Genomic DNA, 13,250 nt, shown 5'->3' on the forward strand with positions numbered 1-13,250 from the left:
CGAGAGTACTCGGAGTCACCGAGCGGACACATTCGGTTGGTGGGACATATCGTGTCAATCCCGGGTAAAAAGGGCGATGTTGCGGGGTATCCGCCATGAAATGCCATGCCTTGCTGTAATGCGCCCCGTGGCCTGCGCCACGACCCCCGCGTTGTCCTGGTACGAGGAAGAAGCCCACGCCGTCGCCCGGCCCGTCCCAGCCGGGTGGCCCCTCCCAACGGCTGTGCTTCCGGACCCGACGAGGTACAGGAGAGCCCATGATGGCCACCGGACTGCCGCAGTACCGACCCGTCCCCGGGGGAGTGCTCGCCGGCGCGGCCCCCGCCCTGCTCCCCGAACCCGCCGACGACCGGCTCTCCGGCCGGGGACCGGTCGAAGGCGGCCGCCTCCCCCGCGGCGGCCACCGGCGCGATCGCACCGTCCCCGAGGAGGGCGCCGTCGTCAGCGCCTGCGACACCGTGACCGTCGCCCTGCGGCACGGCCTGGAGGCCGTCGACATCCTGAGACTGCGCCGCGCCTGCGGAGTCGTCCTGCAGAGCCGCAACGGCAGCACCGTCTCCTTCCTCGTCCCGGCCGGCACCTGGGAGACCTGGCACCTGCCCGGCAGCTCCTGTACCGCGGGCGCCCTGCTGCCCGCCGCCACCGACCCGCGCTGGGTGATCCCGCCCTCCGGCACCGGCCGCACCGCCCGCCCCACCGACGCCTGGGTCCTCCGATCCGCCCTCTGCGAGGCCGCCTGCACACTCACCGCGGGCGGCCTCGGCCCGTTCTAGCGGGCGTGCCGCGCGGACCCCGCCGGGCCAGTCGACCTCCGGCCGGGCCCCCGTGGCACGCCCCTGACCAGCGGACGTCCCCCGGCGGCGGCGATAATGGCCGCCATGGGACGAAGCAGCAGAGCCGCACGCGGACCGGAACCCGAGGCCACCACCGGACCGGGCGGACGCACCCACGCCCAGGGCCCGCTCAGCCGCCCCGTCGGCTCCGGCCTCGCCGAGCTGCGCCCCGACCGCGACCGCCCCGCCGCCTGGTCGCTGCTGATCGACGGCGCCCCGCAGTCCCTCGTCGACCTCGCCGACCCCACCCGCCTCGGCTTCGAGTACCAGCGCCGGCTCGGCCACCTGATCGACCTGGTCGCCCCGCCCGGCCGCCCGCTCACCGTCCTGCACCTCGGCGGCGGCGCCCTCACCCTCGCCCGCTACACCGCCGCGACCCGGCCGCGCTCCCGCCAGCAGGTCGCCGAGATCGACACCGCGCTCACCGAACTCGTCCGCGCCGAACTCCCCCTGGAACGCGGCTGGCAGATCAAGGTGCGCGGCGCGGACGCCCGCGGCGTGCTGGAACGCACCCCCGAGGACAGCGTCGACCTGGTGATCACCGACGTCTTCTCCGGGGCCCGCACCCCGGCCCACTGCACCACCGTCGAGTTCACCACCCTCGCCGCCCGCGCCCTCGCCCCCGGCGGCTGGTACGCCGCCAACATCGCCGACGGCGGCGCCCTGCCCTTCGCCCGCTCCCAGGTCGCCACCCTCGCCGCGGTCTTCCCCGAGCTCTGCCTGATCGCCGACCCCGCCGTGCTGCGCGGCAAGCGCTTCGGCAACCTCGTCCTGGCCGCCGCCCACACCCCGCTGCCGATCGCCGAACTCACCCGCCGCGCCGCCTCCGACTCCGCCCACGCCAGGGTCGAACACGGCCGCGCCCTCACCGACTTCGCGGCCGGCGCCGTCCCGGCGACGGACGCCACGGCGGCCCCGTCCCCGGAACCGCCGCCGGGGGTGTTCCGCTGACGGGCCGCTCGTCGCGGTAGGGGGTTCGGCGGTCCTGCGGGTGCTTCTCCGCACCGCTTCTCCGCACCCGCTCCGCCGGCCGTAAACCGTTTGCCGACGACCGAGTCGCGGTCGACAATGGCGCTGCCGTCCGGCCAGCGACCCGAGGGGGCGTCATGGAGATCAGACCGGCCCGGCCGGAGGGGGCCGCGCTGCTCACCGGCATCGCGCTGCGGTCCAAGGCGTACTGGGGCTACGACGAGGCGTTCATGGCCGCCTGCCGGGCGGAGCTGACCGTGGACGCCGGTGTGATCGAGCGGTCGGCCACGGCGGTGGCCGAGGACGACGGGCGGGTCCTGGGCTTCGTCTCGCTCTCCGGGGCGCCGCCGACCGGGTCGCTGGACCTGCTCTTCATCGAGCCCGAGTCGATCGGCCGTGGCGTCGGCCGCGCGCTGTTCGAGCGGGCGAGGGGCCTGGCCGTGGCACTCGGCCTGTCTCGGCTCGTCATCGAATCCGACCCGAACGCCGAGCCGTTCTACCTCGCGATGGGCGCCATCCGGATCGGCGCCGTCCCGTCCGGTTCGATCCCGGGGCGCGAACTCCCGCTGCTGGCCGTGGACCTGGCCACGCCTTAGGCGGGGGCGGAGCGCTGCCGCCCGGCCCTGGGCCCGGTGGCCGGAGGTGTCCCGCCGCCTTCTCGCGGCTGCGCAGCGTCCCCATGCCTTACGGGGCGGTCCACTGCGGCCGGGGCCGCTCAGTGGCCGCGTGGCAGTCCGCGGTGCTTGCACATGGCCGCTCCGGTGAGCAGGAGTCCGGCGGCGATGGGGACGAGGACGGCGGTCGCGGTGGCGGAGCCGTCTCCGGAGCCGGCCGCCGTGGCGGTGTCGGCGATGGCCGTCGTCCCGGGCGTGCTGCCATGGTCCGGCGCGGGGGTGGCGGTGGAGTCCGCCGTGCTGCCGGCTTCGGTGGTGGGTCCGCCCTCGTCGACGGCGGTGGCCGCCTCCTGGAGCAGGGGTTCCGTCGCGGCCTCGCGCTGCCGGGGGACGGTGGAGAGGGCGCCGCCGCGGTGCCGGGTGGCGGAGGGCGGGGCGGCGGGTTCGCCCTCGCGGGAGGCGCGGGGGCCGTCGGGCCGGGCCTGGGCGGGGACGGTGCCGAGCAGGCCGGAGGCGAGCGCGAAGGCGTCGGGGACGGCCGCCCGCTGGCCGGGCAGGGGCAGGCCGCCGGCCCGGATGCGTTCCTGGAGGGTGCCGCCGACGGCTCCGGCGACGCCGGTGATCCCGTCGGCGGGGCCGTTGCCGGTCGGCTCCCCGGCGGGCCCGGGGGAGCGGCCCGGCGGTCCGGACCCGACGGGACGTTCGGCTGACTGCCCGTCGAGGGCGGGTCCGTCGAGTACCGGCCTGTCGAGCACCGGCCGGTCGAGTGCCGGTGCGGCCTGCAGCGCGCGGCGGACGGTGGGCCGGGCCGGGTCCGGTACCGGGTCGGCGGTGGCCGCGTACGCCCCGGGGGCGCCGAACCCCCAGAGCTGTGCGAGCAGGGCCCCGGCGGCCGCGAGGACCCGGGGGCGGGGCAGCCGCCGGGCGATCCCGCGGCGGGCGCCCGCGACGCCGCGCGGGGCGCCGCGGGGGACGGGTTCCTGGGGCTTGGTCGCGTGATTGGCTCGCACGTGAATCGAGAACGAGCGGCCGGGCGGTGAGGTCACGCCCGCCGTCACGGACAGTCATCGTACGGGTGGCCCCGGGCCTGTTCTCCCGGGGCCACCGACCGGGTGGCGGTCAGGAGTTGGGGCGCAGGGTCCAGGTGACCGTCATCACGCCGGTGACGGCGCCGTCGGCGCGGGTGATCTCGACGGTGACCGGGAACTCGGGGCGGCCGCCGGCGTCCAGCTCGGCGACGACCTCGGCGGCCGGGCGGCCGAGCAGTGCGGTGGCGGTGACCTCGCCCATGGCCAGCTTCTTGTACGCGATCTCGGCGTTCACGGCGAGCGGCACGGCCCGGGACAGCTGGTCGCCGAAGGCGGCGAGCACGATGCAGCCGCTGGCGGACTCGGCCAGCGTGAACATCGCGCCGGCGTGTGGGCCGCCGACGTGGTTGTGGTACGCGGGCTGGTCCGGGAGGCGGAGCACGGCGCGCTCCGGGGTGGTCTCCAGGTACTCCAGCTTGAGGGTGTGCGCCATCGGCACGGTGGAGTCGAGCATCTGGCCGATCGTGGGAGTGGTCATGGCGACGATGTTACTAGTCGGTAGCTTCTGAGGGCAGGGGTCGCCGCAAAGCCGATCCGGTGGGCGCGTGTGAGGGAGCGCACACGCGGACGAGGGGGCGCGTGCGCAGCTGAGGCCGTGTCCGGCTGAGGCGGTGTTCGACCGGGGCCGTGTTTGCCGAGGGAGGCGAAAACGCCTGAGGGGCCGATCTCTTGAAGAGATCGGCCCCTCAGGCTCTGGGGTGAGTGACGGGACTCGAACCCGCGGCCACCTGGACCACAACCAGGTGCTCTACCAACTGAGCTACACCCACCATCTGTCCGGCCCGTTCCCGCTCTCGCGTTCCCGTTCCGACAGGAAGAACTCTACAGGATCCGAGAGGGTGCTCGCGCCAGGGTTTCGCTCCGGCGAACGCGGGCACCTTCCCGGTCCCTCCGACAGGGGTCCGCCGGGCGGTTCCGGGCGGTTCCGGGGTGGGCCGCCCGGGGCGGGCCCGGGCTCAGCCCGCCGGGGCCTGGTACTTCCCGGCGATCGCCCGCGCGGTGTCGGCGTCCGGGCCGGGCTGCGGGACGAACACCGCCTCGCGGTAGTACCGCAGTTCGTCGATGCTCTCCCGGATGTCGGCGAGCGCCCGGTGGTTGCCGCCCTTCTGCGGGCTGTTGTAGTACGCCTTCGGGTACCAGCGGCGGGCCAGCTCCTTGATCGAGGAGACGTCCACGATCCGGTAGTGCAGGTGCTTCTCCAGGGCCGGCATGTCCCGGGCCAGGAAGCCGCGGTCGGTGGCCACCGAGTTGCCGCAGAGCGGGGTCTTCCCGGCCTCCGGCACGTGCTCGCGCACGTAGGCGAGCACCCGCTCCTCGGCCTCGGCCAGGGTCACGCCCTGCTCCAGCTCCTCCAGCAGCCCGGAGGCGGTGTGCATCTCGCGCACCACCTCGGGCATGTTCGCCAGCGCCTCGGCCGGCGGCCGGATGATGACGTCCACGCCCTCGCCGAGGATGTTCAGCTCGGAGTCCGTCACCAGCACCGCGACCTCGACCAGGGCGTCCTGGTCGAGGTCGAGGCCGGTCATCTCACAGTCGATCCATACCAAACGGTCATTCACACAACTCACCCTACGGCGCGATCACGCGCCGCGGGGACCGGTGGAGCCGAGCGGGGTGCCTCGGCCTGGTGCTCCTCCGGTCCGTCGTGCGTGCCATGGCCGTCCGGGTGCTCGTCCTCCCGGCCGGTCAGGACCGTGTGGCCGTCCCGTCCGGTCCGGACCTCGCGCGCCGCCCGGGCGCCCTCGGGCGCGGGCCGGCCGGCCTGGCCGCGGACCTGCGGAGCCCGGGCCTGGCGGCCGCGGAGCTCGCCCGGGCCGGAGCCCGGCTGCCCGGCCGGGGCCGGCATCCGTCCGGTGGCCGCGCCGTGGCCGCGCCCGGCCGAACCGGGGTCGTCCGCGGGCCGCTCGGCCGCGCTCCGGTGCCCCTGGCCCTGACCGCGCACCCCCGGCTGGGGGAGGCCGTCCTCCGCCGCCGCGTGCTCGGCGGTGCGCGGCGGACGACCGGTCCCCGACCCGGCCTGCGGCGGAACCACCGGCGGCCGCAGCGGACCGCGCCCAGCCGCACCCTGCTGCCCGGGGTGCGACTGCTGCGAGGCCTGCTGGTGCGGGTACGGCTGACCGCCGCGGGCGTGGAAGGCCTGGCCGGTCGGCGTCCCGACCTGGCCCGGACCGAACCCGCCGGGCTGGCCGTGGCCGCCCGGCTGCCCGTGCTGGCCGTGCGGCACCGGCTGTCCGTGCGAGCCGACCGGGAGCGGCGCGCCCGGACCGGCCGGGAACGGCTGCCCCGACGGCATGCCGTGGGCCCCGCCGAACAGCGGACCGCCCGCCGGGACGACCGCGCCCGCCGGGTGCGGGATCGCTCCGGACAGCCGCAGGTCGCCGAGCGCACCGGCCGGCGCGGTCGGCTGCTGACCGGGACGGCGGGCCCGGTAGCTGGTCCGGTACGCGGCCGGGGAGACCCCGAGCTGGCGGCGGAAGTGCCCGCGCAGCGCCACCGGCGAACGGAACCCGCACCGGCGCGCGACGTCGTCCACCGACAGTTCCGAGGTCTCCAGCAGCCGCTGCGCCTGGAGCACCCGCTGGGTGATCAGCCACTGCAACGGCGCGCTGCCGGTGAGCGTGCGGAACCGCCGGTCGAAGGTGCGCCGGCTCATGTACGCGCGAGCCGCCAGCACCTCGACGTCGAACTGCTGGTTGAGGTTCTCCAGCGCCCAGGTGACCACCTCGGCCAGCGGGTCGTTGCCGATCTCTTCAGGTAAAGACTGATCGATGTACTGGGCCTGTCCTCCGCCGCCGCGGCGGCTCGGCACCACCAGGCGGCGGGCCAGCGCGTTGGCCGCCTCGGCGCCGTGGTCGCTGCGCACCACGTGCAGGCACAGGTCGATGCCGGCGGCGGTGCCGGCCGAGGTGAGCACGTCGCCGTCGTCGACGAACAGCTCGCGCGGATCGACGTGGACCCGCGGGTAGCGCTTGGCCAGCGTCGGCGCGTACATCCAGTGGGTGGTCGCCGGGCGGCCGTCGAGCAGGCCGGCGGCGGCTAGTACGAAGGCGCCGGTGCAGAGCCCGATGATCCGGGCGCCCTCGTGGTGGGCCTTGCGCAGGGCGGTGATCGCCTCGACCGGCGGGGGCTGGGAGATCGAGCGCCAGGCCGGTACGACGATCGTGCCGGCCCGGGCGAGCGCCTCCAGGCCGTACGGCGCGGAGAGGGTCAGTCCGCCGGTGGTGGCCAGCGGGCCCTCCTCGCCGGCGCAGACCAGCAGGCGGTAGCGGGGCACCCCGGCGTCCTGGCGGTCCACGCCGAAGACGGAGAGCGGGATGGAGCTCTCGAAGATCGGGGCGCCGCCGAAGATCAGCACCGCGACGGTCTCCCGGCGGCGCCGGCCGGACAGCTTGCGCGGGGCGGAGGCCGTCACCGGGGTCGGGGAGCCGTTCGCGCCGGGCCCGCCGTGGCCCAGCGGGCCGTGGCCGGAGCCGAGCGCGAGGCCGCCGAGCGGACCGCCGCCCGGCCCGGCGGCGACGGTGCCGCCGCCGTTCGGGCCCGGGGTGCCGCCACCGTAGCCGGGGTGGCCGGAATGACCGGGGTGGCCGAGCTGGCCGCCGTAGCCCGGGTGGCCGGAATGGCCGGGGTGGGCGGGATGTCCCGGGTGGCTGGAATGGCCCGGGTGCTCGCCGCCGTAGGCCTGGCCGGGACTGACGGGTCCTCGGCTGACGGGTTGTCCGCCGAAGGACTGTCCGCCGAAGGCCGACTGGCCCCCGTAGGCGGGCTGTCCTCCGTAGGATGCCGCCGCGCCGTGGTCCGCCGTGGCCGGCGCCGCGCCGGGGCCGATGCCGGTGCCCGCCCCGGGGGAGGGCACCGCGGAGTACGAGGAGTGCGAGGCGGCGCCCGGGGTGCCGGAGGTGCGGGTGGTGGCGATCGCGGCGATGCCAGTGCTTCTCGCGGACCGACCCGAGCTGCCGGCCGCCGCCTGGCCGCTGTCAGGACCCGCGTCGCTCCTGCTCACCCTGCTCAAGGCGCTCAAGCCCCCTCGGTGGTGTGGTGTGGGTGGTGCGGCACTGCTGGCCAAGATCGAAATCTATCGGGTGGACCATTGCCGTTGTGACAAGTTCACCATCCGACGCTATGTCGACATGGCAATTTGGCGTGATGCATTCGATCACGAAGCGTGGCACCCGTCGACCTTTCTGGGAAGAGGGCCGGGGCAACGGTGGCTGGTTGTCGCGGGACGGTTCCTGGGGCGTCCGGCTCCGGTGCGCCCGGCCGGCTGGTCTGGGCTGCGGATTTGCCCAAGCGGGAGGGATCGGCGCGAAATTGACCGAAAATCGGCGGTGCACGAGGGGGCGCACGGGGAGAAGTCGTGCGCCTCCCAGGCTTCATCCGGCCAAGCCTGGGACGGCGGAACCGGGAACCGGAGCACCGGGTTACGGTCCTGCCGTGAACACCAACAGCCGGCTCGAACGGGCCAACGACAACGCCGCCGCCTTCTGGCTCGCCCAAGCCCGCGTCCACGGCTGGCAGTCCCGCACCCGCCCGGGGCTGACCGCGGTCCGGTGCGCCCGGACCCCGGACGACGCGCACCGCATCGTGGTGACCCGCCCCTACGACGAACCGGCGGCTGTGAAGCAGGAGTTGGCGGAGCTGATGGCCGATTGGTCGACCATACGCTGCACCGTGGAGGACCCGTACGACGGGCTCGACCTCACCGGCCTCGGCGCCACCCGGATGCCGCTCATGCCGGTGATGGTCCGGGACCCGGGACCGGTCGAGGGAGCGACCACCGACCTGCCCGTGGTCTCGGAGGCGCACGGGGGCGGCGTCCTGACGGTCGATGAGACGCGGGACGGCGACAGCTTCGCCCTGGTCGAGCGGACGATCGTGGAGGGCTTCCCGCTGCCCGCCCGACAGCCCTGGGTCCGGGGCGAGGCCCTCCCGGAGCGACTGCTGGACGTACCCGGCTGGCGGGGCTGGCTCGGCCGCGTCGACGGCGCGGTGGCGGGCACCTGCCTCACCTATGACGACGGCCAGGCAACCGGCGTGTACTGGGTCGCCACCCTGCCCGAGCAGCGCGGCCGGGGCGCGGCCCGCGCCGTCCTCCGGACCGCCCTGGCCCACGCGCACCCGGACCGCCCGGCCACCCTGGTCGCCACCGCGCTCGGCGAACCGCTCTACCGCAAGCTCGGGTTCGTCGAGCAGGCCCGCACCTGCTGGTGGACCCGTACGGCGGTGGCGGCGACGGCGTAGCCGGGGCGGCGGGTGGAGTCGGTGGAGCGGGCGAACGGCTGACGGCGGCGCGGGGGCGGGCAGGGGCGGCGGGGGAGCGGGGGAGCGGGGCCGGAGCGGGGCAGGGAAGCAGAGGGGGCGGGGAAGCGGAGGGGGCTCGGGCGGGGTGTGGCCGAGGCGTTACCGGGCGGTCGCCACGGCGGTCGCGGACGACGCCGCGGACGAGGCCGCAGGGGGCACGGCGGCGAAGGCGGTCCGGGCGGGGACGGCGCCGTCGGGCCCGCCGCCGAGGGGCTTCGGACGGACGGCTCCGGCCGTGGCGTTGGCCGCGGCGCCGGCCGCGGTCGGTGCGGGGCGGAGGCCGTCCGCGGCCGGACCCGGTCTGCTCCCCGCCCTGGTCCCGGAGCCCGGGCCGGTCTCCGGACGGGCCTCGGCGATCAGGGCAAACCCGCCGGATCGGTTTCGGACACCCGGCCCACCTGCGGCGGTGGCCTGGCCGGCGGTCCCGGCGGCCGCGGGAACGGATGCACTCGGGCCGTCCACGGCGGCCACCGCGGGATGTGCGCCGGACCGTGCGCCGACCAGCGCCGTCGCGTGAACCGGTGCTCCCGCCGCGGCCTTCCGGAGCGGCCCGCCGGAGCGGACGTCCGGCCGCGGCGAGGGCGCGTTCCGCGCGGCGAGGACCTGGCCGACGGCCTCCGGCAGACCGGCCGCCTTCAGCGTCGGCCGGTAGCCGCTCTCCGCCCAGGGTCGGCCGTGGTGCAGCCAGACGCTGCGCAGTCCGGTGAGTTCGGCACCGGCGATGTCGGCGGGCGCGTGGTCCCCGATCATCCAGGTGTGCTCGGCCCAGTCCCCGGTGGGGGCGATGCCGCACCGCTGAGCCGCCATCTCGAAGATCAGCGGGTCCGGTTTGACGCAGTCGGCCTCCTCGGAGATGACCCAGCCGTCGACCAGGGGGCCGAGCCCGGTCCGCCGGATCTTCTCCAACTGCGGCCGGGTGCCGCCGTTGCTGACGATCCCCAGCGTCCACCCGGCGGCCCGGGCGACCCGGAGCGCCTCGATGTGCCGGGGCGGGCAGTGGATGTGGGAGTTGATGCCGCGTCGGTAGTGGGCGGTCAGGAAGTCGGCGGAGACGTCCAGCCCGTAGCGCCGCCGGACCGCCGACAGTACGGTGCTGCGCGGTACGTAGCCGCCGCCGTCGAGGGTGACGAACCAGTCGAGGTCGACCGGCGGGAGGTCGTGCTCGGACAGGAAGTCCTGCGCCCAGGCCCGGTAGGCGGCGTCCCGGGGCAGCAGGGTGTTGTCGAGGTCGAACAGGAGCAGGGACATGCCGAGCATGGTGCCAGCGGCCGCGCCTATGCATATGGCAAATGCCAGACGGCGTCGCGAAGCCGTACGGAGTGGCTGAAACGGCCTCCGCACCCCCGTGGCGGGCGGTGAGGCGCGGGTTCACCGGGACTGTCGGGGCAGGTCGGACGTCACGGTTCGCGACGCGCCGCAACGGATCGTCGCCGATCCATGACAGTCCGGTCACGGTGTCCCGTGGGGCTGTTGCGCCGCCCGGTCCGCTCAGTCAAGCTCCAGGGAACCTCCTTTCCGGAGGGGGCGCGATCGCCTGTGGGCGGGGCGCACAGCCTCGGCGGGCGCATCCCCCTTTCGCGGGAACAACGTCGCTCCGGGGCTTCCTCGCTGGGCGGGGCCCCAAGCCCGTCGTACTCTGAAAGGAACAGGTCACATACGGTGCTGCGCGGCGCAGACCGACGTCATCCCGTGGGCGGGCCTGCTGCCCGGGCAGCGTTGTCCTCCTCTCCTGTCGGCCCCTCTCCATCGAAGAGCCGTGAGCCATGGCTGGTTTTGAGCCTCCCCGACCGGTTGAACCGGACACGTCCCGCAGCGTGGACCCGGCCCGCGGGCCTGCCGCCGATCGTTCCGACGGCCGCGGCGAGCTGTGTGCCGACCAGCGCGGCGAGGACGGCCGTGACCACCACAGTGACCGCCTCGGCGACGACCACGACGATCACAACGACCAGGACGGCAGTCACGGTAGTTACGGCAGCCACGGCGACGAACGCGACCGTGGCCATGGCGGCGAACGCGACGGAGGCCGCGGGGACGACAGTGCGGGCGGGTCTGTCGACGGGCCTGCCGACACTGCCGGCGAACGAGCCGACGCGCGCGCCGAGGCCTCGGGCCGCATCCCTGGCGGACGGACGGGCCACGAGCGGGTCGACGACGACGGCGGCGTCGCCGACGACGCGGAGGGGTTCGAAGCGGCCGGAGCGGCCCGCGCGGCCCGGCCGGCGGCCGACGTGCCACAGCCTGCGGAGCCAGGGGAGCCCGGCCCAGGGCGCGACGGCCCGCTGGGTTTCGCACGCGCTCTGCGCGGCCTCGCCCGCCGGGGCAGCCTCGCCCGCCGTGACCGCCCGGGGCCCCGCCAGCGGCGTGGCGAGCCTCCGGCCGACCCCGCCGGGGTTCCGGTGACGGGCCGCCTGGGCCCGGGGGCCGAGTACCCGGAGGCGGCTTCCGGCGCGGCCGGCCCGCTGGGCGGGCCCACCGAGCCGTCCGGGCAGGACACCCCGGCGCCGTCCCTCGACCCGGTGTTCCAGCACGGTGTGGTGGTCGGCTTCGACGGCTCGCTGTCGAGCGAGCGCGCCCTCGCCTACGCCGTCGGCATGGCGCGCCGCTCGCAGTGCGGCCTGGTGATCGTGCACGTCGCCAACCGCCTGCCCGCCACGGTCTGGGCGGGCTGCGAGCCGCCCGTCTTCGTCGACCTCCCCGACCACCGGACCGAGGTCCTCGGCCTGGAACTCGCCTGCGCGGACTTCCTCACCGGGGTGCCGTGGATCCTGGTCGAGCGCGGAGGGGACATCTGCCACGAGATCGAGGAGGTCGGCCGTGAGTACGCCGCCGACGCGATCGTCGTCGGCACGACGCACGGCCTTCTCGGCAAGATCTTCGGCTCGGTCTCCGGACGGCTGGCGCGGCGGGCCAACCGCCCGGTGATCGTGATCCCCTGAGGCCCTGTTCCGGCGGCTTCTCCCGAAGCCGCCGCGACACCTCCTCCTACGCCTCCTCCTGCTGTTTCCTCCTGACGCCTTCCCCTGACGCCTCCTTCGCCGTGGCGCTCCCCAACTCTCGTCGCGGAGCGGTGTGTTGACCGGTGTGCCGGCCCGGTGGGCGTGGCTCAGGAGGCGACCGTCAGGATGCGGTCGTCACGAACCGACGCCGAGCTCCCGGGCGATGAGCATGCGCTGGACCTCAGACGTGCCCTCCCCGATTTCCAGGATCTTGCAGTCGCGCCAGAAGCGGGCGACCGGGAATTCGTTCATGAAGCCGTACCCGCCGTGGATCTGGGTCGCCTCGCGGGCGTTGTCGACGGCGGCCTCGGACGAGTACAGCTTCGCGATCGCGGCCTCCTTCTTGAACGGTTCGCCGTGCAGCAGCCGGGAAGCGGCGTCCCGCCAGGCCAGGCGGGAGGTGTGGGCGCGCAGCTCCATGTCGGCAAGCTTGAACTGGATGGCCTGGTTGGCGCCGATCGGCCGGCCGAAGGCCCGGCGCTCGCCGGAGTACTTCACGGACTCGTCGACGCAGCCCTGGGCCAGGCCGGTGGCCAGGGCTGCGATCGCGATGCGGCCCTCGTCGAGGATCCGCAGGAACTGGGCGTAGCCTCGGCCACGCTCGCCCAGCAGGTTGGCCGCGGGAACGCGGCAGTCGGTAAAGGACAGTTCGCGGGTGTCGGATGCGTTCCACCCGACCTTCGAGTACTTCTTCGAGACCTGGAAGCCGGGGGTCCCGGTGGGCACGATGATGGAGGAGATCTCCCGTGCAGGCGAGCGGAATTCGCCCTCTTCACTCGAACGAGCGATCGGTTCGGTGAGTGCGGTGACGGTGACCAGGCCGGTGATGTCGGTGCCGGAGTTGGTGATGAAGCACTTGGTCCCGTTGATGACCCACTCGTCGGTGGCCTCGTCGTACCGCGCCGTGGTCCGGGTGGCGCCCGCGTCCGACCCGCCCTCCGGCTCGGTGAGGCCGAAGGCGCCGAGGAGTTCGCCCGAGGTCAGCCGGGGCAGCCACTCGCGCTTCTGCTCCTCGGTGCCGAACCGGTAGATCGGCATCGCGCCGAGCGAGACGGCGGCCTCCAGGGTGATCGCCACCGAGGAGTCCACGCGGGCGAGTTCCTCCAGGGCGAGGCCGAGGGCGAAGTAGTCGCCGCCCATGCCGCCGTACTCCTCCGGGAAGGGCAGGCCGAAGAGGCCCATCCGCCCCATCTCCCGGACGATCTCGTACGGGAACTCCTCCCGCTCGTAGAACCCGCCGATCTTCGGCGCCACCACGTCCTGGGCGAACTCGGCGACGGTGCGCCGCAGTTCCTCGTACTCGCTGCTGAGCCTGTGGTCGAACACGGTGATCCTCCTGGCGCCCGGCCGGGCCGGCCGCGGACGTGAGCGGGGTGACCGGCGTCCGTCGGACGGTGTGACGGTCGCACGGTGCGATTGAGGGATGGACTGTTGATCGGTGCGGGTGGTGCG

11 protein-coding genes, 1 tRNA gene and 1 pseudogene are annotated in these 13,250 nt (G+C 74.9%); 5 read left to right on the top strand and 8 right to left on the bottom strand.

What is annotated here, in order from left to right; translation table 11 throughout:
• The first annotated feature begins 257 nt into the window (after positions 1 to 257).
• The 3 genes from ACFY4B_RS15110 to ACFY4B_RS15120 all read left to right on the top strand — a co-directional run bounded on the left by ACFY4B_RS15110 (position 258) and on the right by ACFY4B_RS15120 (position 2,398).
• A complete protein-coding gene (locus tag ACFY4B_RS15110; RefSeq protein ID WP_387968185.1) occupies positions 258 to 773 on the top strand; it encodes a hypothetical protein in 516 nt (171 codons plus the stop codon).
• Between the two features lie 105 nt (positions 774 to 878).
• A complete protein-coding gene (locus ACFY4B_RS15115) occupies positions 879 to 1,784 on the top strand; it encodes a spermidine synthase (protein ID WP_074005154.1) in 906 nt (301 codons plus the stop codon).
• Positions 1,785 to 1,939: 155 nt separating this feature from the next.
• Positions 1,940 to 2,398 (top strand): GNAT family N-acetyltransferase, encoded by a 459-nt coding sequence (locus ACFY4B_RS15120; RefSeq protein ID WP_387968187.1) that lies wholly within the window; start codon positions 1,940 to 1,942, stop codon positions 2,396 to 2,398.
• Positions 2,399 to 2,517: 119 nt separating this feature from the next.
• On the opposite strand, the gene ACFY4B_RS15125 is transcribed toward ACFY4B_RS15120, so the two are convergent.
• The 5 genes and pseudogenes from ACFY4B_RS15125 to ACFY4B_RS15145 all read right to left on the bottom strand — a co-directional run.
• Positions 2,518 to 3,426, bottom strand: coding sequence for a hypothetical protein (locus ACFY4B_RS15125; protein WP_387968189.1), 909 nt, complete (start codon positions 3,424 to 3,426; stop codon positions 2,518 to 2,520).
• Positions 3,427 to 3,535: 109 nt separating this feature from the next.
• Positions 3,536 to 3,982: a DUF4442 domain-containing protein gene (locus tag ACFY4B_RS15130; protein WP_049660764.1), complete on the bottom strand. Its 447-nt coding sequence runs from the start codon at positions 3,980 to 3,982 to the stop codon at positions 3,536 to 3,538.
• A 216-nt stretch (positions 3,983 to 4,198) separates the two neighbouring features.
• Positions 4,199 to 4,274, bottom strand: a tRNA-His gene (locus ACFY4B_RS15135).
• 186 nt (positions 4,275 to 4,460) lie between these two features.
• Complete coding sequence (orn, locus tag ACFY4B_RS15140) at positions 4,461 to 5,063, bottom strand: oligoribonuclease (RefSeq protein ID WP_049660762.1); 603 nt, start codon at positions 5,061 to 5,063, stop codon at positions 4,461 to 4,463.
• A 557-nt stretch (positions 5,064 to 5,620) separates the two neighbouring features.
• A pseudogene (locus tag ACFY4B_RS15145) lies at positions 5,621 to 6,916 on the bottom strand (helix-turn-helix domain-containing protein); the annotation flags it as partial.
• A gap of 1,019 nt (positions 6,917 to 7,935) precedes the next feature.
• Here ACFY4B_RS15145 and ACFY4B_RS15150 point away from each other — a divergent pair.
• Positions 7,936 to 8,742 carry a GNAT family N-acetyltransferase gene (locus tag ACFY4B_RS15150; protein ID WP_387968191.1) on the top strand — a complete coding sequence of 269 codons (807 nt, stop codon included), beginning with the start codon at positions 7,936 to 7,938 and terminating at the stop codon, positions 8,740 to 8,742.
• A 159-nt stretch (positions 8,743 to 8,901) separates the two neighbouring features.
• On the opposite strand, the gene ACFY4B_RS15155 is transcribed toward ACFY4B_RS15150, so the two are convergent.
• Together ACFY4B_RS15155 and ACFY4B_RS15160 are read right to left on the bottom strand one after the other, a co-directional pair.
• On the bottom strand, positions 8,902 to 10,050 hold the full coding sequence (locus ACFY4B_RS15155) for an HAD family hydrolase (RefSeq protein ID WP_387968193.1): 1,149 nt from the start codon (positions 10,048 to 10,050) through the stop codon (positions 8,902 to 8,904).
• Between the two features lie 434 nt (positions 10,051 to 10,484).
• Positions 10,485 to 10,805 carry a hypothetical protein gene (locus tag ACFY4B_RS15160; RefSeq protein WP_387968195.1) on the bottom strand — a complete coding sequence of 107 codons (321 nt, stop codon included), beginning with the start codon at positions 10,803 to 10,805 and terminating at the stop codon, positions 10,485 to 10,487.
• 456 nt (positions 10,806 to 11,261) lie between these two features.
• Here ACFY4B_RS15160 and ACFY4B_RS15165 point away from each other — a divergent pair, with 456 nt between their 5' ends.
• On the top strand, positions 11,262 to 11,738 hold the full coding sequence (locus tag ACFY4B_RS15165) for a universal stress protein (protein ID WP_049653914.1): 477 nt from the start codon (positions 11,262 to 11,264) through the stop codon (positions 11,736 to 11,738).
• 195 nt (positions 11,739 to 11,933) lie between these two features.
• Here ACFY4B_RS15165 and ACFY4B_RS15170 read toward each other — a convergent pair whose 3' ends face one another.
• Positions 11,934 to 13,124, bottom strand: a complete 1,191-nt coding sequence (locus tag ACFY4B_RS15170) for an acyl-CoA dehydrogenase family protein (protein ID WP_387968197.1) — start codon at positions 13,122 to 13,124, stop codon at positions 11,934 to 11,936.
• Between the last annotated feature and the right edge of the window lie 126 nt (positions 13,125 to 13,250).

The sequence above is a fragment of the Kitasatospora sp. NPDC001261 genome (assembly GCF_042896795.1).
In the GTDB taxonomy this organism is placed as follows: Bacteria; Actinomycetota; Actinomycetes; order Streptomycetales; family Streptomycetaceae; genus Kitasatospora.